22 protein-coding genes are annotated in these 26,174 nt (G+C 34.9%); 5 read left to right on the top strand and 17 right to left on the bottom strand.

Going from position 1 to position 26,174, the window contains the following annotated elements:
* The first annotated feature begins 200 nt into the window (after positions 1–200).
* From hemW to AC4BC5_RS13240, 4 genes are all read left to right on the top strand, one after another.
* Entirely contained in the window at positions 201–1,364 is a 1,164-nt protein-coding gene (gene hemW, locus AC4BC5_RS13255) for a radical SAM family heme chaperone HemW (RefSeq protein WP_490495831.1), read from the top strand.
* Between the two features lie 78 nt (positions 1,365–1,442).
* Positions 1,443–2,216 carry an HAD family hydrolase gene (locus tag AC4BC5_RS13250; protein ID WP_490495830.1) on the top strand — a complete coding sequence of 258 codons (774 nt, stop codon included), beginning with the start codon at positions 1,443–1,445 and terminating at the stop codon, positions 2,214–2,216.
* 141 nt (positions 2,217–2,357) lie between these two features.
* On the top strand, positions 2,358–3,389 hold the full coding sequence (locus tag AC4BC5_RS13245) for a CAP domain-containing protein (protein WP_490495829.1): 1,032 nt from the start codon (positions 2,358–2,360) through the stop codon (positions 3,387–3,389).
* A gap of 375 nt (positions 3,390–3,764) precedes the next feature.
* A complete protein-coding gene (locus tag AC4BC5_RS13240; protein ID WP_490495828.1) occupies positions 3,765–3,983 on the top strand; it encodes a DUF3923 family protein in 219 nt (72 codons plus the stop codon).
* A gap of 31 nt (positions 3,984–4,014) precedes the next feature.
* On the opposite strand, the gene ribF is transcribed toward AC4BC5_RS13240, so the two are convergent.
* From ribF to AC4BC5_RS13160, 16 genes are all read right to left on the bottom strand, one after another.
* Complete coding sequence (gene ribF / locus AC4BC5_RS13235) at positions 4,015–4,956, bottom strand: riboflavin biosynthesis protein RibF (RefSeq protein ID WP_490495827.1); 942 nt, start codon at positions 4,954–4,956, stop codon at positions 4,015–4,017.
* Positions 4,957–4,970: 14 nt separating this feature from the next.
* A complete protein-coding gene (gene truB, locus AC4BC5_RS13230) occupies positions 4,971–5,891 on the bottom strand; it encodes a tRNA pseudouridine(55) synthase TruB (RefSeq protein ID WP_490495826.1) in 921 nt (306 codons plus the stop codon).
* A gap of 122 nt (positions 5,892–6,013) precedes the next feature.
* Positions 6,014–6,361, bottom strand: coding sequence for a 30S ribosome-binding factor RbfA (gene rbfA, locus AC4BC5_RS13225; protein WP_207940253.1), 348 nt, complete (start codon positions 6,359–6,361; stop codon positions 6,014–6,016).
* A 31-nt stretch (positions 6,362–6,392) separates the two neighbouring features.
* Entirely contained in the window at positions 6,393–8,816 is a 2,424-nt protein-coding gene (gene infB / locus AC4BC5_RS13220; RefSeq protein WP_490495825.1) for a translation initiation factor IF-2, read from the bottom strand.
* Positions 8,817–8,828: 12 nt separating this feature from the next.
* Complete coding sequence (locus AC4BC5_RS13215) at positions 8,829–9,131, bottom strand: YlxQ-related RNA-binding protein (RefSeq protein WP_490495824.1); 303 nt, start codon at positions 9,129–9,131, stop codon at positions 8,829–8,831.
* Positions 9,124–9,420 carry an RNase P modulator RnpM gene (rnpM, locus tag AC4BC5_RS13210; RefSeq protein ID WP_490495823.1) on the bottom strand — a complete coding sequence of 99 codons (297 nt, stop codon included), beginning with the start codon at positions 9,418–9,420 and terminating at the stop codon, positions 9,124–9,126. Before rnpM ends, AC4BC5_RS13215 begins: the two co-directional genes overlap by 8 nt.
* A 17-nt stretch (positions 9,421–9,437) precedes the next feature.
* Positions 9,438–10,580 carry a transcription termination factor NusA gene (nusA, locus tag AC4BC5_RS13205; RefSeq protein WP_490495822.1) on the bottom strand — a complete coding sequence of 381 codons (1,143 nt, stop codon included), beginning with the start codon at positions 10,578–10,580 and terminating at the stop codon, positions 9,438–9,440.
* A gap of 20 nt (positions 10,581–10,600) precedes the next feature.
* Entirely contained in the window at positions 10,601–11,074 is a 474-nt protein-coding gene (gene rimP, locus AC4BC5_RS13200) for a ribosome maturation factor RimP (protein WP_490495821.1), read from the bottom strand.
* 159 nt (positions 11,075–11,233) lie between these two features.
* Positions 11,234–11,560, bottom strand: a complete 327-nt coding sequence (locus AC4BC5_RS13195) for a DUF2752 domain-containing protein (RefSeq protein ID WP_490495820.1) — start codon at positions 11,558–11,560, stop codon at positions 11,234–11,236.
* Positions 11,560–11,997 (bottom strand): DUF4234 domain-containing protein, encoded by a 438-nt coding sequence (locus tag AC4BC5_RS13190; protein ID WP_490495819.1) that lies wholly within the window; start codon positions 11,995–11,997, stop codon positions 11,560–11,562. Before AC4BC5_RS13190 ends, AC4BC5_RS13195 begins: the two co-directional genes overlap by 1 nt.
* 199 nt (positions 11,998–12,196) lie before the next feature.
* Positions 12,197–13,585 (bottom strand): helix-turn-helix domain-containing protein, encoded by a 1,389-nt coding sequence (locus AC4BC5_RS13185; RefSeq protein ID WP_490495818.1) that lies wholly within the window; start codon positions 13,583–13,585, stop codon positions 12,197–12,199.
* Complete coding sequence (locus AC4BC5_RS13180; protein WP_490495817.1) at positions 13,569–14,702, bottom strand: class C sortase; 1,134 nt, start codon at positions 14,700–14,702, stop codon at positions 13,569–13,571. Before AC4BC5_RS13180 ends, AC4BC5_RS13185 begins: the two co-directional genes overlap by 17 nt.
* Positions 14,703–14,704: 2 nt before the next feature.
* The gene (locus AC4BC5_RS13175; RefSeq protein WP_490495816.1) at positions 14,705–15,889 is read right to left on the bottom strand and encodes a class C sortase; all 1,185 of its coding nucleotides are present in this window, start codon (positions 15,887–15,889) and stop codon (positions 14,705–14,707) included.
* 93 nt (positions 15,890–15,982) lie between these two features.
* Entirely contained in the window at positions 15,983–17,461 is a 1,479-nt protein-coding gene (locus tag AC4BC5_RS13170; protein WP_490495815.1) for a SpaH/EbpB family LPXTG-anchored major pilin, read from the bottom strand.
* 57 nt (positions 17,462–17,518) lie between these two features.
* Positions 17,519–18,343 (bottom strand): pilin N-terminal domain-containing protein, encoded by an 825-nt coding sequence (locus AC4BC5_RS13165; protein ID WP_490495814.1) that lies wholly within the window; start codon positions 18,341–18,343, stop codon positions 17,519–17,521.
* A 1-nt stretch (position 18,344) separates the two neighbouring features.
* Positions 18,345–22,031: a SpaA isopeptide-forming pilin-related protein gene (locus tag AC4BC5_RS13160; protein ID WP_490495813.1), complete on the bottom strand. Its 3,687-nt coding sequence runs from the start codon at positions 22,029–22,031 to the stop codon at positions 18,345–18,347.
* Between the two features lie 309 nt (positions 22,032–22,340).
* Here AC4BC5_RS13160 and AC4BC5_RS13155 point away from each other — a divergent pair, with 309 nt between their 5' ends.
* Positions 22,341–23,783, top strand: a complete 1,443-nt coding sequence (locus tag AC4BC5_RS13155; RefSeq protein ID WP_490495812.1) for a helix-turn-helix domain-containing protein — start codon at positions 22,341–22,343, stop codon at positions 23,781–23,783.
* 187 nt (positions 23,784–23,970) lie between these two features.
* Here the strand turns inward: AC4BC5_RS13155 and thrS are convergent, their stop codons facing one another.
* Positions 23,971–25,905 (bottom strand): threonine--tRNA ligase, encoded by a 1,935-nt coding sequence (thrS, locus tag AC4BC5_RS13150; protein ID WP_490495811.1) that lies wholly within the window; start codon positions 25,903–25,905, stop codon positions 23,971–23,973.
* Between the last annotated feature and the right edge of the window lie 269 nt (positions 25,906–26,174).

Genomic DNA, 26,174 nt, shown 5'->3' with positions numbered 1-26,174 from the left:
TAACTACATGTATAAATATATCATATTTAAAATAGAAGTCAAGAAGAAACTCTCAATAATTAGCACTCGAATCACGCGAGTGCTAATCGCTTTTTAATTAAATCAAAGACTTCTATATATCGCCTCTTCTATAAAGTATGGTACACTATTTTTCGAATACAATGGATCACAGAATTTGTGATAATGGAGGAAACACATTTATGTTTGAAGAAACACCTCGAGTTAAAAATACCTCGACATATATCCACATTCCCTTTTGCGAACACATTTGTTATTACTGCGATTTTAATAAAGTCTTTTTAGAAGGACAACCTGTCGACGAATATATCCAGTTACTTTTAAAAGAGATTGAACTTACGCTACAAATCCATCCTACTGATTACTCGGAAACAATTTACATCGGGGGAGGCACCCCAACTTCTTTATCTGCAAAACAATTGGATGTCTTATTGACCGGCATTCACCATTTGCTACCCACTAATACCACAACAGAGTTTACAGTGGAGGCAAATCCTGGTGATTTAACGGAAGAAAAGTTACATGTAATGAAGCATCATGGCGTTAATCGTTTATCGATGGGTGTCCAAACCTTTAATAATCGTTTATTAAAAAAAATTGGTCGTAAACACACTGCTGAAGATGTTTATGAAACAATTCGAGTTCTTGAAAAAAACCAATTTGATAATGTTAGTATTGATTTAATCTATGCGTTACCAGGACAAACGCTAGAAGATTTTCGTGATACCCTGCATCGAGCAATCGAATTGGGCTTGCCACACTATTCAATGTACTCATTGATTTTAGAAAATAAAACTCAATTTATGAACTGGGTACGACAAGGTCGATTAGAATTACCTTCACAAGAAGTCGAAAGTCAAATGTTTGAAGAAGCAATCGAAGCTATGGAAAAATCTGGGCACCATCAATATGAAGTCAGCAATTTTGCTACTGCAGGAAAAGAATCACAGCATAACCTTGTTTATTGGAATAATGAAAACTACTATGGTTTTGGTGCCGGCGCCAGTGGTTATTTAGGTAATGAACGCTATAAAAATTTTGGACCGATCCAGCATTATTTGCGTCCTCTGCGCGATAGCCTGCTACCAATCGTTGAGACCGAACAGTTGACTAAAAAAAATCAAATCGAAGAAGAGATGTTTTTGGGATTACGAAAATTAGAAGGCATCTCTCAAAAGCGTTTTGCCGAAAAATTTGAAGTTTCCTTTATGGATGTCTATGGTAAAATTTTGCCAGAATTAATTGAAAAAAAATGGTTAATCGTTAATGATGACCGCATCCAATTAACACAACAAGGTCTTTTCATTGGAAATGAAGTTTTCGAAAAATTTTTATTACCTAAGTAATCAATTAAAAAATGATTTCTTTTTCGATTAAATTTTGCTAAAATGTAGCTAATTATAGCTCTACAAAGGAGAAACCAGATGATTTCGACTATTTTTTTTGATTTAGATGATACATTATTGTGGGACAAACACAGCATTAAAACTGCATTTCAAGAAACTTGCAAAACAGTTACCACTCTTGATTCTGAACTATTGGAAAACGCCGTTAGGCAAGCAGCAACAAAATTGTATCAAGGTTATCCAACTTATTCTTTTACTCAAATGATTGGCATCAATCCTTTCGAAGGGTTATGGGGAACATTCGATGATCCTGGCGAAGAGTTTCAACAAATGCACCAATTAATCAAACAATATCAAGTCGATGCTTGGACAAACGGTTTAAAAGCTTGTGGCATTGAGGATTTAGCGTTAGGAAAAAAATTAGCCCAACAATTTATTCTGGAACGCAAAAAACATCCTTTCGTCTATTCAGACACTTTTACAGTATTAGACCAATTAAAAGACAATTATCAACTTGTACTAGTAACAAATGGTTCACCCTCATTACAACGAACAAAATTAGCAATTACACCAGAAATTGCACCTTATTTTACACATATTATTATTTCCGGTGAAGTTGGTGTTGGTAAACCTGATCCAAAAATTTTTGAATTTGCACTTGAAAAAAACAATACCTTGCCGAACCAAGCAATTATGGTTGGTGACAATTTAATGACTGATATTTTAGGTTCAAATCGCCAAAACATCCCTAATATTTGGATTAATCATCACCAACATATACCAGATACTGTAAAACCTACTTATGAAGTAACTTCCCTAAGTGAGATTTTACCTATCATTGAAAAACTATAAATAAGACTATCTGAGTGGACTTTCAGTTCATTCTCAGATAGTTTTTTATTTATACTATAAAAAATAATTAAGAAAAAGCAGTTCTCAAACTCCTAGTTTATTGAATTGCTTAATTATCCAGTATAGTAGACTTATTAGGAGGTGTTTTTTATCTTAAAACGAACTTTTTATTTTTTCTGTGTACTCGTATTATTGTTTTTCACACGTGCTTTTTGGTTAGATTTATTTGTTAAAGGAACACAGCTTGTTCACGAATCAGTCTCTCAATTGATTACCCATGAAGAGTCGACACCCGCAACTTTAGAAATGAATCAGCCAGAATCTCAAACTTTTTCAGTCGGAAACATTGAAATTGGCGCTAGCAAACAAGACATCGAAACAGTCTATGGAACTGCAATTAACCAGACACAAAATGAATATGGCACACAATGGGCAAGCTATCATCAAAATTATCAAAATTTTATGATGGTTGCATACGATCAAGATAATATTGCTCGTGGTTTATTTACGAATCAAGAGTTACTTGCTTCAACTCTCAATATTCAGATAGGGACAACCAAACAAAATATTCGAGACATTCTTGGCGAACCAGAAGGAGCAATTCGCAAAGGACTTTACAATTATCTCATCAATAGCGAAGGTGAATATGATGTTTATCAAATAGATAATAATTTCGTTACTTTCTTTTATGATTTACATGATGGCGAGAAGTTAACTGCTGTTCAGATTATCGAAAAACAAGCAGAACTAAATAAAAACTATCTTTATGCAACTCAAACGACCAATCTTCAAATAGGTTTCGAAATACAATTATTTGAATTGACGAACGCTTCTCGTGTGAAACGTGGCTTATCAGTTTTGAATTGGTCTGACCAAGCGAAAGAGACTGGACGTAAGCATAGTAAAGATATGGCTGAAAATAATTATTTTGACCATATTAATTTACAAGGAAAATCCCCTTTCGATCGAATGAACGATGACCAAATCTCTTATACACTAGCAGGTGAAAACCTTGCGTATGGTCAAGCAAGTAGCATTTTTGCTCATCAAGGATTATTAAATTCAGAAGGACACCGTAAAAATATCTTGAACAACGGATTTGAAAATCTCGGTATTGGCGTAGCATTTAACGAAGAAAATCAGCCTTACTTTACAGAATTATTCTATAAATAAAACTGTTTAACAAAAAAACATCCAAATGGGAGAAATACTTATACTTCAATAAATTTTCACACAGATTTACTGAAACGAGTTCCTTTTCGCCAACGTTTGGATGTTTTTTACATAGATATATCCGCCTGTGTGCCCCACTCAATTAATCAATCTGCACCTTTAACGATGCTTATATGATATTTCAATAAAACTAACCAGTTCTTTTTTCACTATTCATCCAATTATTCATTTGTTCGCCTCCAATTTCACCATTTAATTTGGCGAAAATAAGCAAATGGTAAAACTAACAGCGTATTTTCTGAATTTTCTATATTTTATATATTATTAAAACTTATTTTTTGTTATGATAATTGTAACTATAGGAGGTGCGTGTCAATGAAAACACTTTGGTTGGGTACAAATATTTTATGGTCACTTATATTTATTCTTACAATCACTTATACTTTTTTCCGCAAACCAGCAGCCTCTGATACAATCCAAATGCTTGAACTTCGATTAATTGCTTTCACGATTATTTTTGTCCTCTTTCTATTTATTTTTCTTTGTCAATTAACATGGGGACTTAGTCTAAAAAAACAGCAAAAAAAGGATTGATTCGCTATTGAATAGCAACCAATCCTTTGTGTTAGTTTAAGTCAAAATACATCTTCGTATCGTATTCATCTTGTTTCAACTGTTTAATTAAGCTTTCAGCTCCATCAAAAGCAACCTGATCTCGTAAGAAATGATTCCAACGCACAGTAACTTGTTCTCCATAAATATCTTCTTTAAAATCTAAAATGTACACTTCAACTGTTAATTGTCGACCTTTTTCAAAAGTATCGTTATGACCAATTGACCCCATTGATGGGTACCACTTATCGCCAACCTTCAATTCGGTTACATAAACGCCTTCTTTAGGTAAACGAGTTGTACTTTTAGTTTTGATATTCGCTGTAGGAAAACCTAATGTACGTCCACGTGCATCACCATGAACAACAGTTCCGTCAATTTCATAAATATAGCCTAATAGTTCTGTTACTTCTTCCATTCGGCCAGCATCTAAATCTTCACGAATACGTGTTGAACTAATTTTACGTTCTTCTAAGCTTTCTTTGGGAACTGTTAGAATTCCAAACCGATCTTTAGCATAATCTGCAAGACAGGACATGTTAGCAATATCTTTTGGTCCATAGGTATAATCAAAACCAGCAACAACAAAAGCTGCATGTAAGTCTACCATGTATTGATCAACAAAATCTTGCGGTTTTAAATTAGCAAACGCTGAAGTAAATTCAACAATATATAAATAGTCAACTTCTTGTTCTTCCATCAAACGTTTCTTTTGTTCCAAGCTTGTTAGATAACGCATTAATTCTGGTTGTACTTTTTGAAAAACAATCGATGGGTGCTGATTAAAGGTCATAACCGCTAACTTCAGCCCTTTTTCATCGGCAATTTTTTTTCCTTCTTGAATAACTTTTTGATGACCTCGATGAACACCGTCAAAAAAGCCCATTACTAAAACGACGTCATCATCTGGAATCATCGCTTGTTCATAAGGATGACGAATTTCAATTACTTTCATTCTACTTTTGCTCCTCACTCTGTTTGTAATACTTTTAATGGTTTCACAATTCCTTGTTGTTTTTCATGCGGTTGATATAGACAAACAACTTTATCTTGATAAAATACCGCAAAAGTTTCTTTAGGCATTTGTGGAAATCCGAATTCCTGATAAGGCAAACGCATCCCATTTTTGACCTTTTTCCATAAGTCTTCTGTAATATCAACTCGTAGGAAATCCTTCACACCAAATTCAATTGGCAATAAAAGCTGTGCAATCAATTCATCTTCCATAGCTTGTGCTACTTGAGCTAATGTCACTGATTGCTCTTTGGTAAAACCACCACTAGCAATACGAGTCAAATCAGACATATGGGCAGGAATTCCTAATGCTTTACCAGTATCGACTGCTAGCGTGCGGACGTATGTGCCTTTGCCGCAAACTACACGAAAACGCCACGATTGCGTTTTTGTTTCGTCACTCCAGACGGGTTCTGTCGTCCGTTCAAACACATCAATTTGTGCTTTACGCTGCGGACGTTCAACCGTCTCCCCATTTCTTGCATATTCATATAGTCGTTTTCCATTGACTTTGACTGCTGAATACATCGGCGGAATTTGCGTGATTTCTCCTGTCAACTGTTGCATCGCCTGATCAATTTGTTCAGTAGAAAAAGGCGTATCAATCGCCTGCTTTTCAACAATTTCACCAGAAACGTCTTCTGTAGTCGTACTATAGCCAAGTGTAATTTCCCCTTCATAAACTTTTCCTGAATCACTGAGAAATTCAATAACCTTGGTTCCTTTACCAATACAAATTGGCAAGACCCCATCTACATCTGGATCCAAAGTCCCACCATGTCCTACTTTTTTTGTATGTAAAATTTTTCTTAATTTAAATACACAGTCATGACTTGTCATGCCGCGTTCTTTCCATAGGGGTAAAATGCCGTTCATGGATACACCTCAATTTATTTTTTAACCTCAATTATTATAACATATCGTTCTTCACTTGCGTATTGGACAATTCCTAAAACAAAAAACGGAAACGAAACAATGCTGTCTCGTTTCCATCTCGACTAGTCTTTGTTTAAATTACGAATCATTTCGTCAATTTTATTTCCATAAACGACAGATTCATCTAACTCAAAGATTAATTCAGGTGTTTTATAAAGTGACAATTCATGACCTAATTCACGACGAATTAAACCTGTTGCTTTTTCTAAGCCACTTTGCGCTTTTTGTTTATCTGAAGCTAAGTCAGATAAAATACTGTAATAAATCGTTGCTTGTTGTAAATCTCCGGTCACATGAACGTCTGTAATAGTGACATCTTGGACGCGTGGATCACGAACTTTTCTTCTCAAAATTTGATTAACTTCTTTCAAAATTTCTTGAGCAACTCTACGATCACGATAATTGGCCATTTGGAGACCTCCTATTTTCTAGCGTAATTAATTATTTTGCTTTAATTTCTTCCATAACGAATCCCTCGATTACGTCATCTACTTTGATGTCATTAAATTTATCGATCATCGCACCACATTCAAAGCCTAATTTCACTTCTTTAGCATCATCTTTAAAACGTTTCAAGCTAGCCAATTCGCCTTCATAGATAACGATATTATCACGAATCACACGAACGCCGCTATCACGACGGATAAAGCCTTCTGTTACGTAACAACCAGCAATTGTTCCAACTTTAGAAACTTTATATGTTTCACGAACAACCATTTGTCCCGTAATTTTTTCTTCGAATTCAGGATCAAGCATCCCTTTCATCGCAGTTTCAATTTCTTCAATTGCTTTATAAATAATGCGATGTAAACGAATGTCTACAGATTCAGCATCAGCTTGTTGTTTTGCTTGCGGTGTTGGACGTACATTAAAACCAATAATAATCGCATTACTTGCAGCGGCTAAAGTAACATCACTTTCGTTCACTGCACCAACTGCTGAATGGACGATGTTTACACGAACGCCTTCTACATCAATTTTCTTCAATGAAGCAGATAAAGCTTCGGCAGAACCTTGTACATCCGCTTTAATGATAACATTAACATCTTTTAATTCGCCTTCTTTTAAGCTTTCAAATAAGTTGTCTAATGTTACACGAGAGCTTGATGCACGTTGTTCCATTAAAGCACGTTTCGCACGTTCTTCACCAGCAGCACGAGCTGTTTTTTCATCTTCAAAGACAACAAAACGATCACCTGCTTGAGGAACATCATTTAAACCTGTAATTTCGACTGGTGTCGCTGGGCCAGCTGCTTTATCACGACGACCCAAATCATTCGTCATTACACGAACACGGCCATACGTATTACCAACAACAATTGGATCACCGACATGTAACGTACCTTGTTGGACTAACAATGTTGCTACAGGACCTTTACCTTTATCTAAACGTGCTTCAATAACTGTACCAATTGCATGTTGTGTTGGATCTGCTTGTAAGTCTTCCACTTCAGCAACTAATAAAATCATTTCTAATAATTCTTCAATATTTTGTCCAAATTTCGCTGAAATTTCAACAAAAATTGTATCGCCACCCCACGCTTCAGGAATTAATTCATATTCACTCAATTCTTGCATCACATGTTGCGGATTCGCTGCTGGTTTATCGACTTTATTGACAGCTACAATAATCGGTACATTAGCCGCTTTCGCATGGTTAATTGCTTCAATTGTTTGAGGCATTACACCATCATCTGCTGCCACAACTAAAATTGTAATATCTGTGATACTCGCTCCACGTGCACGCATACTTGTGAATGCCGCATGCCCTGGAGTATCCAAGAAAGTAATCGGTTTACCATCAATATCAATTTGATACGCACCAATATGTTGCGTAATTCCTCCCGCTTCTCCACTTGTTACACTAACACGTGAATGACGTAAAGTATCAAGTAACGTTGTTTTACCATGGTCAACGTGTCCCATAATCGTTACAACTGGCGGACGAGAAACAAGGTTTTCCTCTTTTAATTCTTCTGGTTCAAAGAATTTATCAATATCTGCAATATCCACTTGAACTTTTTCTTGTGGGTCAATTCCATAATCTGTCGCCAACAATTCAATGGTATCTTTATCTAATGGTTGGTTTTGATTAACCATAACGCCCATCATAAAGAGTTTTTTGATAATCTCTGCTGGTTCACGGTAGATTTTTTTGGCGATATCTGCCACATTCATGCCATCTGTATATTCTAAAACTTCTGGCAACTCACGGAATTTACGTGCTGGTACAGCAGGTTTATTCGATTGTGGATGTTGTTTTCCCTTTTTCCCTTTTTTGTTAAACTTATTACGGTTTTGATTTCCACCAAAATTATTACGATTGTTGAAGTTATTGTTGCGGTTACGATTTTGGTTTTGTCCTTGTCCTGCATTTGGACGGTTTTGACTTGTTTGTCCTTGAGCAGTGTTTGAACGATTTTGGTTTTGATTGTTATTTTGTCCTTGTGCTGGACGATTTTGGTTTGTTGCTTGTCCTTGTCCTGTATTTGGACGGTTTTGATTTACTTGCCCTTGATTCGGACGATTTTGGTTTTGGTTATTGTTACGTTGTCCTGGGTTATTTGAACGGTTTTGATTCCCACTTTGATTTTGACGGTTTTGGAAGTTAGGATTATTTCTTTGCGATTGGAATTTCTTATCGCCTTGTGCGTTATTTTGTTGGTTTCCTGGTTTTTGGGATGCTGGTTTATTTGGTCGTGCTGCACCTCCGCCTAATGTTTGACGTAATTTTTTCTCCTCACTATCTGAGATTACTCCCATGTGATTTTTCACGTCAAAGCCTAGTGATTGTGCTTTATCGACAATCTCTTTACTTGATTTGTTAATTTCTTTTGCAAGTTCGTATACTCTTTTTTTCCCCATGCAATCACCTTCCTAACCTAATATTAATTCCTCGATTCTCTTGGCAAATCCACTATCTAGAATGCCAACCACCATTCGGTCTTTTCCAATGGCTTGGCTCAGTTCATTTGAGTCGAAATGATCAAGACAAGGAACTTGATAAAAAGAACTTTTGTCCTTTACTTTCTTCTGTGTATTCTTACCAGCGTCATTGGCGATTAAAACAAGTTTTGCTTTTTGCAATTTGATGTCTTTAATCGTCATTTCTTCACCGGTCACCAGTTTACCAGCACGCATTGCTAGTCCTAACATATTGAGCGCTTTTTGTCTATTCATTATTAAATAACTCTCGACGCGCTTTTTGATGTGTCACATAATCTAATAGCTCTTGATAAAATTCATCCGTCAGTTTTGCTTCTAATACACGGTCTAAAATGCGTTTATCCCATGCAAGTTGAGCTTCACTTGGTTCAATAGCAATATAAGCACCACGACCTGGTTTTTTACCCGTTGGATCAATTGAAACTTCGCCTTCTTTTGAACGAGCGATTCGCAACAATTCTTTTTTGGGAAACATATCTCCTGATACAACTGATTTTCTCAAAGGAATTTTTCTTTTTTTCATTAGAATCCCTCCAGATATTATTCGTCTACTGATGTTGTGTCATCATTTAAAATAGCTTCTGATTCATCAACAATCTCATCAATTTCTTCCACAACTGCTTCATTGTCTAATTGTGCATAAAAATCTTGCATGTCTGACTCTGATTTAATATCAATTTTATAACCTGTTAATTTTGCAGCCAGGCGTGCATTTTGTCCACGTTTACCAATGGCTAATGATAATTGGTAATCAGGTACAACAACTGTACATGCTTTTGGATTTTCTGCATCAAAAATCACATCGCTTACTTCTGCTGGATTCAATGCATTTGCAATGAACACTGCTGGATCTTCATTCCATTCAACAATATCCATGTTTTCACCTTTTAATTCGTTAACAAGTGCCTGTACACGTTGTCCTTTTGGTCCTACACATGTACCTACTGGATCAATATCTGCATCATGTGAACGAACAGCAATTTTTGAACGATCGCCTGCTTCACGAGCAATACTAACAATCTCTACAATACCATCATACACTTCTGGTACTTCTTGTTCAAATAAACGGCGTAATAAATCCGGATGACTACGACTTACAAAGACTTGCGGGCCTTTTGAAGTATTTTCAACACGTGAAACGTAGACTTTAATACGATCATGTGGTTGATAAAATTCATTAACCATTTGATCTTGTTTTGATAAGACTGCTTCAATTTTCCCAAGATTTACGTAAATATAGCGGTTGTCTTGACGTTCAACAATACCTTGCATAATATCTTTTTCATACGCACTAAATTCAGTGTATATGATATTACGTTCTGCTTCGCGTACACGCTGTAAGATAACTTGTTTTGCTGTTTGGGCAGCAATCCGTCCAAAATCTTTTGGTGTTACTTCAAAACGGATTTTGTCACCAATTTCGTAAGCAGGGTTGATTGTGATAGCTTCTTTCAAAGAAACCTCTAATTGCGAGTCCATAACTTCTTCAGAAACTTCTTTGACCGCATAGACATGGATATTTCCCTTTTTTTGGTCAAATTCCACTTCTACATTCTGTGATTGTCCGTAATGACGTTTATAAGCAGAAATCAATGCTGCTTCCAATGCTTCAATAACAATTTCTTTAGAAACTCCTTTTTCAGCTTCTAAAGCATCTAATGCGTTCAACATTTCTTTACTCATTGTCTTTGATTCCTCCGTGTTTAAAATTGAATAGCTAGACGAGCTTTCGCAATATTTTTGCGATCAACAGTAATTTCTTTTTCTCTTGTTTTAATTCTAATTTTTAGAACAAGTTCAGTATCATCATACGATTGTAAAAATCCTTCATATTGTTTTTCTCCATCTAATGGTTGATAAAGAGAAATATGAATGTATTCACCTAACGCTCGTTGATAATCTGCTTCTTTCTTCAAAGGGCGTTCTGCTCCTGGAGAAGAAACTTCTAAAAAGTATGCTTGAGGGATAGGATCAGGATCAATACTGTCTAACTTTTCACTCAAATGCTCACTGACAAAGGCACATTCTTCAATATCAATGCCACCTTCTTTATCAATGAAGACACGAAGAAACCAATTCTTGCCTTCTTTCACAAATTCTACTTCTACTAACTCAAAATTTTGTTCCTCTAAAACAGGGGTTACTAACTCGGTTACAGTTTCCACCACAGTACTCAAAATTTATCGCCTCCTTTATCTCAATGAATGAAATATGCTTCATTCCATAAAAAGAGTGAGGGAAAAAATCGCCCTCACTCACCTCTACTATCATTACCTTTATGAATATAACATAACTTTGGCATTAGTTCAAGTTTCTCGTGTTATAGTAGTCAGTGGTTACCACAGTGTAGCGAATAATCTGGGAATCCATGCTTGAGTTTCAAAATCCATCGGTGCTTGATTCGGAAAAAATTGAAGCATTCGATAAATATATACTCCTAGAACTAAACTAAGGGTACTACTCCAAAATAATTTTGAACGATAAATTTTCGAAACAAATGGCACTTTTTGAAAGACTACTATACCAAAAATAATAGGAATCAACCAAAATAACGGATGATAGTAGCAGGCTTCTTCAATCTTTCCTGACAAAAAGTGAAGATACGCTCGTGTCATTCCACACCCTGGACAAGGTATGCCTGTGATCCACTTAAAGATACACATTAATAATCTGTCCATTCATCATCTTTAGACTCAAATGGCACTTCTTCTATTGAAGGTTCTTCTACAAGAGCACCACGTTCCCATAAAAGATTTAAATCAGATTGGACAATAGCCATATTAATAATACTGAAACCAACCAGATTACATAGTAAGAATAGCCATTTATTATCAGCTAATATTTGATAGCCCGTTTCATATTGTGCTGTCATCATTAAACTATTGATACGATACCACCAATAAAACGTATATAAACCACATGTCAATAATGTAAAAACAATAGCTAACGCTGGGTTCAAACGATAATCTTCTGTATATTCTGTCAATTCTTTGGTTATTTGATACATCCATACAAAAAAATAAATACCGCATGTGATGAAAGCTAGTAGCACAACCAATAGCACTGAACGCTCATGTCCAAGAAGACGTCTATTTTGCATAATTTCTCTCCTTTATTCGTTTCAATTTAGTATACAATGAAATACGCTAATTGATAATAAATTAGAAAAATTTTTAAATAAAATTAGTTTTATTTAACTATTTAGCGCCATTTTTAATCGTTTTCTTTTCAAAATGAGGTTTTTCCAGAAATAAAAACTGATGTTTTTTGAGTAGCAACTAAAACTAAAGAAGCACAACTTAATGATTACTGATTTGAATCCAATTTCTTATTTCTTCTTCGATTATGGAAAAATCTTTTTCAGATAGATTGGCATTAATTAAAATTCCTTCTTCATCAGGTTCTGTGGATAAGATAATATCGGCAGCTTGGTCTTCTAAAACAAAGATAACTTGCGCGGTATTTAATAATTTATATTCAAGAATCTTTTTCATTAACTGGATTTCTACTTTAGGCAGGCTGGACTGTAAGTATACATGAACGATTGGAAAAAGTTTTTCCTTTGAAGTATGTTGGAATGCCCAACCTAAGAAAATTGATTTACATTTGTTTTGTTCTACCGATGGGTATTGAGAGACAAACTTTTTCCATTTTTTTTCGAAAACTACCCCAAAGTACGGATAAATTTCTTGTACCTTCAACTCATTAAATACCGAAAAAACATCTTTTAAGTTACCAAAAGTTGGAATAATCTGTTCAAGTATCGATAATTTATACATTTGTAAATAGATACTCTCTTTTTCTTCGGGTAATACATGCCGAACATCTTTTTCAAAAAAAAGTAGCCAGTTTCGAGTAATGTCAGAAAAGTAATTTTGATGAATTTTTTCAAAACTTAATTCTGGCTCAAATTCAAATATATCTAACGCATACATGATAATCAATACAAATTCCCAAGTATCTGGGCTCAACTCGGCATCTGGCAAGACGATAGACTCAAAATTTCCACGCTCATCTATCTCAATCGTTTTTCCCAAATTATCGGAATGATGATTGATGAACAACCAGATTCCAAAAACTTCCAAATGCTCATAATCTGGAAAAATATAGAACGCTTCACAAATTTCCTTTCCTAGTTTCATATACTTATCTGAATCTATCCATCGTATAGAAGATAATTTTTGATGAATGGTATAAAGAAACATAAAAAAGAGCAAGCGAATATGTTTTTCATCACCCACAATTGTAACCTTTTTGCCAATTTTTAAATAAACTTGATAATCAGTTAGCGCTTGGTTTATTTTTTTTATTACACGACGTAACGTTGATAAACTAACTTGATGCTTCTGACAAAAATCAGATGTAGAAAAAGAACGCTGCAAAATAATTTGTTGATATACATTATAAACAATATTTTGTGTATAGAGTTCTTCAAAGTAACGGTCAAAATTGGCGCCTCTTCGCAATAAATAAATACCGTATCGTGTTCCTATGTTCAATTGCATTTGTTCTGGTAAATAAAGCTCCGAGATACTTTCCGCAATTTCTTTTAAATATTTTCGAATGGTTTGACTTGTCAATGACTTGATATAATTTGATATGTCTTTGCTTGACACACATTCTTCTTGTTTGTCTAGAAAATAGAGTATCTCTTTTTTTAAGAGTACATCCTTAGAGAATCCGAACATAAATTTCTCCCTCTTTTTCTTCTATAATACGAGCTAACTTATGATTCACTCGAAACACTTTTACTTTCCCCTTTCTATTGGCTATGCCCATTTTTACGATTATTTTATCTTGATATTTAATAGAATATTTAGCTCCAGGGAGATTTTTAAACACAACTTTCCCTTGCTCATCTGTAAGTTGCTCATACGGCTTATGGTTTCTAAACATAGCTTTTTTTTCCTTAGCATCAAATAACTTCAGTGAAAGACCAGCTCCATTTCCTTGCATTACTAACACCAAATCAATGTTTCTTTTTCTCAATTTAAATTTATAGATTTGATATGCTAATAGCCAAATACTAAAAATGATAAAACTACCAATTCCTACCACTACAATTAGTTGTTCCCAATATCGTTTACGATTTCCTACTTCTTGTTTTTCTTGAATATCTGGGGTATAAGCGGTCCGCTCGCCAGTAACTAACAAACGGTGTGAATTAATCATATAGGGTGTACAAGTTACTAAAGTCACTAAATCTTTATCGTCAACTATTTTTAATAACGATGTTTCATCTGGTTCCACTACTTGTATATCATTCACCTTATAGGCTAACGTTTGATCCAAGACTTCTATTAAAAAAATATCGCCTTTTTGTAGTTTAGGAAGATTCGTAAATAGTTCACGTTCTGGAAGTCCTCTGTGAGCAGAAATAACAGCATGCGTCCCATTGCCACCCAAAGGATAACTCGTTCCATCTAATACAGTTGCTCCTTTTTCTAACAATAGTGGGGTTGTCGTATCAAATAAAGACAATTCCACTGCCAATTTAGGAATATTAATTTTTCCAATAAAATGCTTTTGATAATATTGTTCGTTTGCTTTTTGAGAAGAAGTTTCACTGAAAGGATCAGCACCTGGTGTGAGACCTTCTTTTTTCAAACGTTCATTTTCTTCTTGTAATCTTTGTCGTTCAGCCTCAACATTTTTTTCTTTTGCTAAATAATGCGCCATCCTTTGTTGGTCTAAATAATTATTCAACGCATTGACATAAAAGGGATAGGTCATAATCAATACCCCAATTAAAAACAGGCAGATGACGGCGATACGAGAAAATAATTGACGTCTTGATTTTTTCATTTCTATTTTCCTTTCTCTACCCAATAAAGAACGCCATTAGAATGCTTTTCTTTTCGAATAATAGAGCGACTACGTAATAAAAATTGTTTATCTTTCAGACGAAATACGTACCCTTTAATTTTTGGATATTTCCTATTTTCTGGCATTACCCAGTAGCAACCTCCACGAATTTGTGAAAAGCAGACTAAACCATTCTGATCGCTGGTAGCAATAGATACTTGTTTGTTGCGTTTTGACAGAATAAATGGTTGTCCTTCTACTGGTTGGCCATTTTTAAGATAAATAAATTGAAAATCATATCGATATTTTCCACTTTGGTAATAAACAAATTTGCGCCACATCCAATAAAAAACAGAACAGAAAAACACTGGAATAAGCATCATAAATAATCGAAAACGATTGTAATGGTATTGTTCTGTTTGCTCTTTCTCTTTTCCCATAACTTCTTCCTCGTAAGGGATACGATGAGCGGTTACTAATAAGCGATGAGTATTTACCATGTACGGTGTACAAGTCACTAATGTTACTAAATCTTTTCCTTCTTTAATTTTTAAATCTTCTAGTTCATGGGGAAGAACTGTTTTAAACTGTTCTATTTGATAAGCTAATTTTTCTCCCGCAACATCAATATATAGAACATCCCCTTTTTTCAATTTTTCTAAATCTGTAAATAATAATTTATTTGGCAAACCACTATGACCCGTAATCACTGAATGGGTATCTATTCCACCGATTGGAAAAGATGTTCCTTGTAAAACAGTGGCGCCTTTTTCTAATAACACTTGATTGGTTTCGTCAAATAGAGGCAGACTAACATGAATTTTAGGAATATAAATCGCTCCAATAGTATGATCTGCAAAATATTGCCGATCTGGATCAGGCGTATTTCCAAGTGATTCTTCAAAAGGGTCTTGAACTAATCCCATCCCAGGAATATTTGTAGTTTGCTGATTTGTACGAAGTTTCTCATTTTGTTGATTCATTTTTGATAGACGTTCTTCTCGTTCAGTCATTAGCTGCTCTTGATTTTCACGATGAATTTTCTCAATAATTTTTTGATCATAATAGTTATTAATAGCATCTACGACGAAAGGATAACTAAAAGTAATGGCTCCTGTTAGAAATAGTAAGGCCATTATTATCTTTAAAAAGAGATTTATTCGTTCATTTTTCAAGTTTTTATCCATTACTAGCTCCTTTTTTCTAAACAAAAAGGCAACTTCGAAAATGAAGTTACCTTTTGTTTAAGTGACCTCTGATAGAGAAAATCTAATTTCCTACTATACCTCTGCTTGTGTTTTAGATTTTCTGAACCAAATGTATGCACCTAACATTAGTGCCGCACCGATTCCTAGAAAAGCATAGATTCCGTTACCACCGGTTGATGGTAATAAACCTTTAGGTGTATTAGGTACTGTGATAATTTGTGCATCTTCATAAGTTCCTGCTTTAACTTCAAATTTAATCGTGCCATCAGGAATTTTTACGTATTTGTCAGAAGGAGCTTTAGTCTCATTTAACGTATATTCGCCATCTTTTAGACCAACAACATTTAAAGAACCATCCGTTAAAGAAGTAATTGTACTTTTACTTGTTGCTTCATCTGCCCAGCCAATTAAAGCATAAGTTGTACCAGCAGTATTCAATTCAAATTCGCCATATTTGCCATCTTCATTAATTACTACAAATTCGGCACCTGCTAACGTTTTATCAGTATGGGCATCTTTTTTAACTATTCTTTTACCACCAGTTTGGAATTTTTCTTTTGGTTCCACTTTTGGTTGAGGTGTACCATCAATTGTGACAGTTGCTTTGTTCCCTTCAATAGCATCCGGAACCAAGTCTTTTGTTAATTCCATTTTGTAATCAACAGTAAAGGTACTACCTGCTAAAGCTTGAACTTTTTCTGAAGTTGAATTTAATGTTAGCGTGAAGCCACCATCATTATTTGGAGTAACTGTATAATCATCACCTACAGTTAAACCACCAGCTACTAAAGAGTCTGCAAGAAATTGTAAACCACCTGTTGGTGTATCTGTGACAGAATAGTCAACATCAGCAATGTCCTCAGGAATATTTAACGTTAAACGGAAATCAAGTTGTTGTCCTCTTTCCATGTTGTAAACATTACCCTCTTCGGTTGTTACTTTGAACTCATCAATATTTTGAACTGTTTTTGTATCTTCTGATGTGATGTTTTTTGGATATAAATGTACATGACTTAACTTTTCATCTGTGAACTTTTCTGTTGCTGCATCAAAAGCATAGGCTGGCAAAGCAAGTACAATTGGTGCTGCTTTTTTTGTAACTGTTACATTTCCTGGAGTTTTAGTTTCAACAAATAAATACACAGCATCTAATCCGCCACTTTTTTCCGGTAAATTAAAAGTTGCTGCTCCAAGTTCATTCGTTGTAACACTAGTTAAACTAGCAAAATCAGTTGGATTGGCAGTATAGTCCTTAATTACTGCTGCTTGCGCTGTTGCTTGGTCAGTATTTTTAACTGATTCATGGTATTTTGTTGTTACATCATAAACAGTAAAAACAGCCCCTGGTAACGCTTCTCCACCAAAATCGGCAATTTCTTTCCCTGTATTTTGACTTGGATAGGCCTCTGGATATTCATCATTGAAAATCACCTTGTGTAATGTCACAGGAACTTTGGCATCATCTGCATAAACGGTTGCAGAACCAAACACTCCCACAAATATCGGTAATACTAATAAAGACATAAAAATACTTTTTAACATCTTTTTCATTTATTTTCCTCCTAATTTTTCATTGTATAATGTTGGATAGTCATTTTTTTAAAACTTTCATTGATTGTTCTTGTTACTACGATTGACTAATTGTTTTCGATAAAGTAGAAAAGCAATCACGAGAATAACAATCCCTAAAATACTAATCATCGATTTTGCTTCTCCAGTAACTGGTAAAGAAGGTTTGCCAGGCTGACTTGGCTTGCTAGGTTTACTTGGCTTGCCAGGTGTTGACTCCTCAGGTTTTGAAGGTTTAGGCGGTTCTGTCGGTTTCACTGGCTCATCAAATCCAAAATTTTTAGGATATAGATGAATTGTTGAAAGATAGCTCCCAGGTACCGATGGATTTTCAATTGGCAATACGACAAGCATTGGTGCAGCTAATTCATGAATCTCTTGCCCAGCTATTGTGGGTGCGCTCGTTTCTAAAAATAGATAGGCACTATTATTCACAGTTGGATTTACATCCACAATAGCTACGCCTGCTTCATCAGCTACGGAAGTTGTTACTATCTCTTGAAGCAATGGATTATCTGTATCACGAGAAAATTTTTCTTGTAATTTTTGCGTTTTTGTATTCATTACATCAGCCATCAAGGTTTCTAATGGTTTTGTTTGTAATTCTTCGGAAACCCAATTTGTAACATCGTAAACTTCAAATGTCACATCGTTCAATCCGTAGGTTGCTTCATTACTAAAATCCATTTCTGTTCCAGTGTTTTGTCTATAATCTGGCGTAGCATTTGAATCTTCATACATTTTTTTGTGTAAAATAAATTCAATCGATGGCGTTTTTTCATCGGCATTAATAAGAGTTGGAAAAGCCGTTGACGCAAAAGAAATAACAAGAAGGATTATGACAGTTGAAAAAGTTTTTTTCATCTTAATCTATCTCCTTTCTATTGCGATAAATATAATATCCACCAAGTGCAACTCCGATAGCTACTATAATTGTTGAACTAATAATAAATGCCTTTCTCCCTTGACCACCAGTTGCTGGCAGTAAGCCTTTTGGCGTATTGGCAATTGTTAATTCAATAGTATTATTCGTTTCATTTTCTAAAGAAACTTGAACTTCCTCTTCATTCATTGCTTGATTTCCATATTTAACAGTAACAAGTCCTTTATCAGAAATAACCACTTCAAACATTTCTTCAAGTACAACAAAACCATCTGGAGCTGTTACTTCTTTTATCAAGTAGGTACCTGGTTCAAATAAAAATACTTCATCAGTATCAGCCGTACTAAATTTTCCAGTTCCTTCTTTATTAGTCGTTAATTTTGCAAGTAGCTGATCTTCCCCTTGTCTTCGTACTTCAAAAACTGCACCAGCAAGTTTTTTATTTGTTTGTGCATCTTTTTTCAGGATTGAAAATTCAAACTTACGTAATTGGTTATACTTGGCAAAAACAACTACTTTTTGGTCATTGTCGTTAGTTAGATACCAACCATCGGATGAAGGGCGTGTATTCGTTTGAATAATGTTCCCTTGTTCATCTTTTAAATTTCCTTCAATATCTACTTGAAATTTAAAGAGGGTATCATCAACTTGATAACCGGTAGGGGCAACTGTTTCTTGAAGACTATAAAAACCAGGTGCAAGAGACTTAGTTGAAGTCTTATCATTAGCAATCAAATCATCAGGTTGACCTACTACTGCCCCTAAGCCATTCCAATTGTCTTCGTACTTTCTTAAAGTTAAACGTGCACCTGCTAGTTGCTCATTATTTTCTTTGGCGTATTTTTCAGTTGTGATTACTAATTTTTCAAATTGATTTTCAATAGTATAGTGAATCGTATTTTCTTCAATTGTAATACCATCTTTTTTATTATTAATAGTTACTACGCCTGTATCACTCACTTTGACAATCCATTGATTATTAGATAATACATGACCTTTTGGTGCTTGAACCTCAAGTAAAGTATATTCACTGTTTAATTCAAGTTTGGTTTCATCTGGCAATTGATAGGTTCCATCTTCATTATCTGTTAACAGCACCCCATCAGCTGGTAGATTGCCACCTGTTAATTTAAATTGTGCACCTTTTAATTGTTGCGAGTCTTGGTCAGAAACTTTAACTATTTGTAATCCTAACGGCACAAACTTCTTCTTATTCGTCCAAACAGTACCTTCTTCATTAGAAGTTGCGTCGTAGCCATCAGGTATATTTAATTCAGAAAATTTATAAGTAAAATCTTCTCCCTGGTTATTAAATTTAGGTAACCATACTGTTTCTTGACCACCTTGGGTTTTAGAAACTTTTTCAATAGCCTGTCGTTCCCAAGTATCCGATTCAGAAGACGTTAGTCGAAGATACCCCGTTTGCCATGCTTGATTATTGATAGTAGGGCTACGTTTAACAGAAAAATCTAAATACTCTGGACGACTGGATGAGTCTTTATCATATTCTTCCCAAATCTTTTTCAAATTCAATTTGACACCAGGTGCTTTTGCAGAAGGAACGCCAAAATCTAGTTGATTAGTTGGGTCATTTCCATCTGGTGTTAATTTCGTTGGTCCATTCATTGGGTACCATTTTTCAGGAGTAAAGTTCTCATCTTCAGTATTCATACGCACTTGATAATGAAATTGAACTTCTTGACCTTTTCCTAAATTCAAATTTGTTACATCTAATTTTCCATTAGAAATTGTTGCAGTAGGTAAATTTGAAACAGTAGTCTTTCCTACACTACGAACAGATACATCACTCGAAGCATAGTTAAACTGCGTGCCGATTGGATCAGAAATAGAACCATTCACAATCGTATTAAACGAAGCAGCCACAGTTTTAGCTTGCTCGACTAAATAATCTGTCACTTGCGCAGTAGTCTCTGCATCTCGATAAAAACCAGGCGAAGCAAGCAAACTAGTTCGTGCGCGTACTTGGTCTTTAGTTAAGTAATCTGAGTCGGAACCTAATTGGATACCTAATGTATGGATAATAGAACCTCCATCTTTAGCTATTTTAGCGGCACCTAAAGTCGCTGGCCAAGTATCACTAATACGGATGTTTGAAACGGAATAACTATTTCTAAGTTCAGATGTACTTCCTGGCGTATCCAAATCAGAACTAAAGCTTGTTCCATAGATGGTACCATTTTCTCTAATTGCTTGGGTTACTTTTCTTGAAAATGTAGGAACACCATCCGTTAGTAATATCATCATCTTGTTCTCGTTCGTACTCTTTCGAAGCATCTCATGACCTGTTTCAATTCCATTTTGAGTGAACGTTCCACCTTTAAACTCTTTCCCCAAGTCAGCATTGATATTTGCTACATGTTGATTATTGGATACAGGTGCAATATCTTTTTTGATTAAATCAATATATCCCCTTCCTGAGCTAGAATAACCGACAAAACCAACATTTACGTATTTACCAATCCCTGCTTGATTAATTGCCTTAAAGAATTCTTGCACCCCTTTACGAACTGCTCCAACCCGGTCGTTTCCTCCGTTAACATCTGAATTCATACTCCCAGACATATCAATAACTAAAACAATATCTATCGGTTTAATATTCTCTTTCTGATTCCCTCGTACATTCAAATAGACATCATATAATCCTGGAGTATTCGTTTCTTTGGCATATTTACGAATAGCCAAATCAGCATTTTGTTCCGTACCACCATATTCGATGTAGGAATCCGTGACATTATCTGGGTTTCCATCCCAGTTACGCCCATCCCAGCTATTTGTACCAAATTTTTTCCCCTGATGATTTCTGACTGTTTGATTATTTATTGGATTCCAATAATGTGTTGGATAAGTGCCTGTTTCATTAGTCGTATATTCAGGACTGATATTCGGATAATTCGTTGAATTAATAAAAGCCTCTAGCTTACTGAAATTCCCTATAGGCTCAAATACTTCACTTTCAGTACTACTACTATTAGCTTCTGGTTGTTCTTTTTCAGAAATAGTCGTTGTTTCAGATGTCTCTATACTATCAAGTGACTTTTGCGTACTATCTGAGCTAGTAGTTACTGGTGGTTGATTTTCTACAACTTTTTGACTTTCACTTGTTGCCGTTTCAGAGTCAACTGTAGAAGTTGATTCAACAAAATTCGCCTTATTTTTTTGTTTGCTAACTGGAATCCGCAATTGATACGGACCTGCCATTTCAGTTGTCAGCACATCAGTTTGAATAGCTTCATTATCAGACAGTTCATCTGCCTGTATACTTAACATGGCCGTTTCAACTGAATAATCAGTGACTAATTCTACTGTACCAGTAGTAGTTTCTGAGAACTCATCTTGGACAAACCATCCATTCTCAGTATTCCAACCAGTGATTGATTGGAAAGGAATATTTTCCCCATTGGCACTAAATGCTAATTTTAATTTTTGTTTTGCAGCATCTTTTCCATGATAAGAATAATCAAATTTCCAATTGATTTTTCCGTTCGTCTCACTTGCACTATAGTTAACCTTTAACTCAGACGTATCGATTAACTTCTCTGAGCTTGTATCATTTTCGTCAGCAAAGATCTGATATGCGCCAGCTAATGGCAACAACAGATTGATGACCAAAACTAGTAAAACGAATCCCACAATATTTTTCTTTCTCATTCTTATCCTCCTTTCTCGTTTTTATCTTATAACAATTAAGCTCTGCGATATATTCCACAATCAAGCTCTCAGAAATATCAAAAAGAGACATTCCATTCAAAATGTCTCTTTTTTATAATTTTATTTTCTTCGTCAATAGTATTAATTAGCTGTTTTAAAGCATTACTTAATTTTAATATTCTAATATGATTTTAATATTTCTAAAAATCTCGTTTTCGCACTTTCTGATATTCCATTTTAGAACACAGAAGATAGCAGAAAATAAGTTATCATTGAAATAGTAGATTTTCACAATAAGGAGAGGAAGATATGCTGGGTTTTGATTCATCTGTGTGGATGATGTTTGATATTGTTCAGGTACTAGATAACCAAATAGATTATATTTCAAGTGAAACCTTATTATTTTCACTAGGTTACTCTAACATTACACAAGTAAAAAGATTATGTAAGAAACTACAAGATTACATAAAAGAGTGTTATTCTGAGAAAGAAATGACATTAATTATTAATAAAAGACATGGTCTTCGCTTATTAAGGCACCCCACTTGTAGTTTTCAAGATTTATTCAATTTGATGACATCTGAAGACGTTGCCTACTGTATTCTGAAAGAGGTACTTACGCAACGAGTGGTTTCAGTTAAAGACTTTAGTAATCATTATTTTGTCAGTTTTTCAACTATTAAAAGAAAAGTGAAAGAAATTAATAACACCATAAACAATTATGATTTACATATTACCGTCTCACATCAATTAAAAATTCGAGGGAAAGAATCAACTATTCGTTGTTTTTCTTTTTTTGTCCTATTTATGATACATCGCCAATTATCAAATATTCCTTGGTTAGAAAATAAAGAGAAATATTTTAAGCTAGCTAATCAAATCAATCAATCATTGCATTTGAACTTTACTTTTGTCCAAGAAGAAATTTTAGGTCTACAGTTATTTATCTGTTGTTCTGCGATTGAAAGGAACTGTCCCTTCCATTTTAAAGACGTAAAGTTTCCTTTTATCAAAGACATAGGTTTTCCAGCTAAACCTGATTTTCTTACTGATTGGAACAATGAAGAATGGTATTTCCTTTTGTTAATGATTCATAATTCCAATTTGTCGAACTATACAATCTCTTTAGATTTTAGTAATCTTTACGCACCTGAATTGGAGCATGATTACAAACTTTGGATTGCTCTTTTTGAAAAACATGTTGCGCCGTTTGACGATACCCAAGCTGATTTCATTTATCAAAATTTTATTCGATCATACTTAGGGAGCTTCTTTTTTAAAATAGATCAAAAGTTACTCCTGTCCTTTCCAGGTATTGGCTTCAACATCAAAGAACAGACCCAACCCTATTTCTTCATCTCTGTTCAAAAACTACGAAATGATTTTTCCAAGCAATGTGGAGACTGGGTACACAATCATTTTGAAACACAAAGCTTATTATTATGCCAATATTTATTATCAGCGAAGAGAGTTTTACCTAGAGTAAACATCTATCTATACACAGATTTATCTGATTTATTCTTAGAACACGTCAAAAATGGCATAAAAACTTATTTTGCCAGTAAATATAATATTGTTTTTGTGAATAATCCGGAAGAAAGCCATTTAATCGTAGGAACAACAAAATATCCTGAAATGACAAATTCTTCGTATCAGCAACAAATCTTCATTCAAGGATTGCTCACGCAGCAAGACTATCAACATCTTGCAGAAACAATAGCAGAGCTACTCATTCATAACAAAGAATCGTGATCCTAATAAGCATGACTTTCTAAATTGCTTGTAATAGTTTGAAACGACTGATTGAACAAATCCTAAATTGACAGACAAATCTTTAAAAAAAATACCCAAACAATAGTGATATTCCTCTAAAGAGGTTTTCTCCTATCGTTTGGGTATTTATCTTTTTTGTACGTAAATAGTTTCTTTACATTTGTTATTAACGGCTAAAATTATTCACATCAGCAACAATTGCTTCAATAAATTCTGGTAACAATTGAACCGCTGTTTCTTTACTACCGTAACGACGAATATTGACTGTACCGTCAGTCACTTCTTTATCACCTACTACAATTTGGTAAGGAATCTTTTGAGTTTGAGAAGCACGAATTTTGTAGCCCATTTTTTCATTACGATCATCTACTTCTACACGAATGCCTTTTGTTTGAAGCATTTCTTTGACTTCGTAGGCATAATCGCTATGAGCTTCAACAGAAACAGGAATAATTGTTGCTTGGATTGGTGCTAACCAAGTTGGGAAAGCGCCTTTGTACATTTCTGTTAGGTAAGCAACAAAGCGTTCCATTGTTGAGACAATTCCACGGTGAATAACAACTGGACGATGTGTATTTTCACCATCTTCACCAACGTATGTTAAGTCAAAACGTTCTGGTAATAAGAAGTCTAATTGAATAGTCGATAGTGTTTCTTCCATGCCTAATGCAGTTTTTACTTGAACGTCAAGTTTAGGACCGTAAAAAGCAGCTTCACCTTCTGCTTCAAAGTAATCCAATTCTAACTCATCCATCGCTTCTTTTAACACTGCTTGCGCATGATTCCACATAGCATCATCATCGAAATATTTTTCAGTATTTTTTGGATCACGATAGCTTAGGCGGAAGCGGTAGTCAGTTAAATTGAAATCTGCATAAACTGAAGTCATCAAATCCAACGTACGTTTGAATTCATCTTTAATTTGATCGGGACGAACGAATGTATGGCCATCATTTAAGGTCATCTCACGTACACGTTGTAAACCAGAAAGTGCACCAGATTTTTCATAGCGATGCATCATCCCCAATTCTGCAATACGAATTGGCAATTCACGATAAGAATGAATATCATTTTTGTAGACCATCATATGATGTGGACAGTTCATTGGGCGTAAAACTAACATTTCTCCATCGCCCATATCCATTGGTGGGAACATATCTTCATGGTAGTGATCCCAGTGACCAGAACGTTTGTAAAATTCTACATTCGCCATAACTGGTGTGTAAACATGTTGGTAACCTAAGCTAATTTCTTTATCAGTAATATAACGTTCGATTGTTCGACGAATAGTTGCTCCTTTTGGTAACCAAAATGGCAAACCAGAACCCACTTCAGGTGACAACATAAATAGGTCTAATTCTTTTCCTAGTTTACGATGGTCACGTTCTTTCGCTTCTTCACGCATACGGATAAACTCTTTTAAGTCTTTTTTATCAAAAAAGGCCGTTCCATAAACACGTTGCATCATATGATTGTCTGAATTGCCACGCCAATATGCACCAGCTACAGAAAGCAATTTGAAAATTTGAATGCGTCCAGTTGAGGGCACGTGTGGGCCACGACATAAGTCAACAAAATCTCCTTGTTCGTAAGCAGTAATTACTTCATCTGTTGGTAATTCATTAATTAATTCCTCTTTATAAGGGTCACCAGCAAATAATTCTAGTGCTTCTTCTTTGGTTAAAACACGGCGAGTGATTGGATTATTTTCTTTTACGATTTTCATCATTTCAGCTTCAATAGCTGGTAAATCTTCGGCCGTCACTGGTTGCTCACCATTATCAGTGTCATAATAAAATCCAGAATCAATTGCTGGTCCTACACCAAAATGAATACTTGGGTATAAGCGACGCATAGCATTTGCCATTAAATGAGCCGTTGAGTGGCGTAATAAAGCTAATGCTTCTTCATGGTCTGGTGTAACGATTTCAATTGAACCATCTTCTTCAATTGTTCGATCTAAGTCAATTAATTCTCCGTTGAATTTTCCAGCTAATGCTTTTTTAGCTAAGCTTTTAGAAATACTTTCAGCGATTTCTTTTGTTGTAATTCCAGATTCAAATTCTTTTATAGCACCGTCTGGAAAAGTAATTTTTAACATGCTATTGCCTCCTTCAATTATTGATTGATAAAAAAGCAACCACGCTACAAGTTCCTGTTTTATCTATTATAAGATGACTTGCAACAAAAAAAGTCCTAGTACCGTAATACGGTACTAGGACGAATACTTTCGTGGTTCCACCTAATTTTAAACACTCTAAATAAACGTGTTCCTCAAACGTGATAACGGTACGACCGCTTTTGCTTCAACAAAAGTTTCGAAAGTGGTCATTCCTTGGTTTTCTTCTAGAAAAGTTTCAGCCTAGCTTT

This window comes from Enterococcus sp. AMC2644, from assembly GCF_058216475.1.
Note: the sequence above shows the minus strand (reverse complement) of the source record. Positions and strands in the feature narration are given on the sequence as shown.

What these genes read in the sequence shown, in the direction of transcription:
- hemW (WP_490495831.1), top strand. Translation starts at nt 201, where the DNA reads ATGTTTGAAGAAACACCTCGAGTTAAAAATACCTCGACATATATCCAC.
- AC4BC5_RS13250 (WP_490495830.1), top strand. Translation starts at nt 1,443, where the DNA reads ATGATTTCGACTATTTTTTTTGATTTAGATGATACATTATTGTGGGAC.
- AC4BC5_RS13240 (WP_490495828.1), top strand. Translation starts at nt 3,765, where the DNA reads ATGAAAACACTTTGGTTGGGTACAAATATTTTATGGTCACTTATATTT.
- ribF (WP_490495827.1), bottom strand. Translation starts at nt 4,956, where the DNA reads ATGAAAGTAATTGAAATTCGTCATCCTTATGAACAAGCGATGATTCCA.
- truB (WP_490495826.1), bottom strand. Translation starts at nt 5,891, where the DNA reads ATGAACGGCATTTTACCCCTATGGAAAGAACGCGGCATGACAAGTCAT.
- rbfA (WP_207940253.1), bottom strand. Translation starts at nt 6,361, where the DNA reads ATGGCCAATTATCGTGATCGTAGAGTTGCTCAAGAAATTTTGAAAGAA.
- infB (WP_490495825.1), bottom strand. Translation starts at nt 8,816, where the DNA reads ATGGGGAAAAAAAGAGTATACGAACTTGCAAAAGAAATTAACAAATCA.
- AC4BC5_RS13215 (WP_490495824.1), bottom strand. Translation starts at nt 9,131, where the DNA reads ATGAATAGACAAAAAGCGCTCAATATGTTAGGACTAGCAATGCGTGCT.
- rnpM (WP_490495823.1), bottom strand. Translation starts at nt 9,420, where the DNA reads ATGAAAAAAAGAAAAATTCCTTTGAGAAAATCAGTTGTATCAGGAGAT.
- nusA (WP_490495822.1), bottom strand. Translation starts at nt 10,580, where the DNA reads ATGAGTAAAGAAATGTTGAACGCATTAGATGCTTTAGAAGCTGAAAAA.
- AC4BC5_RS13195 (WP_490495820.1), bottom strand. Translation starts at nt 11,560, where the DNA reads ATGTGTATCTTTAAGTGGATCACAGGCATACCTTGTCCAGGGTGTGGA.
- AC4BC5_RS13190 (WP_490495819.1), bottom strand. Translation starts at nt 11,997, where the DNA reads ATGCAAAATAGACGTCTTCTTGGACATGAGCGTTCAGTGCTATTGGTT.
- AC4BC5_RS13185 (WP_490495818.1), bottom strand. Translation starts at nt 13,585, where the DNA reads ATGTTCGGATTCTCTAAGGATGTACTCTTAAAAAAAGAGATACTCTAT.
- AC4BC5_RS13180 (WP_490495817.1), bottom strand. Translation starts at nt 14,702, where the DNA reads ATGAAAAAATCAAGACGTCAATTATTTTCTCGTATCGCCGTCATCTGC.
- AC4BC5_RS13175 (WP_490495816.1), bottom strand. Translation starts at nt 15,889, where the DNA reads ATGGATAAAAACTTGAAAAATGAACGAATAAATCTCTTTTTAAAGATA.
- AC4BC5_RS13170 (WP_490495815.1), bottom strand. Translation starts at nt 17,461, where the DNA reads ATGAAAAAGATGTTAAAAAGTATTTTTATGTCTTTATTAGTATTACCG.
- AC4BC5_RS13165 (WP_490495814.1), bottom strand. Translation starts at nt 18,343, where the DNA reads ATGAAAAAAACTTTTTCAACTGTCATAATCCTTCTTGTTATTTCTTTT.
- AC4BC5_RS13160 (WP_490495813.1), bottom strand. Translation starts at nt 22,031, where the DNA reads ATGAGAAAGAAAAATATTGTGGGATTCGTTTTACTAGTTTTGGTCATC.
- AC4BC5_RS13155 (WP_490495812.1), top strand. Translation starts at nt 22,341, where the DNA reads ATGCTGGGTTTTGATTCATCTGTGTGGATGATGTTTGATATTGTTCAG.
- thrS (WP_490495811.1), bottom strand. Translation starts at nt 25,905, where the DNA reads ATGTTAAAAATTACTTTTCCAGACGGTGCTATAAAAGAATTTGAATCT.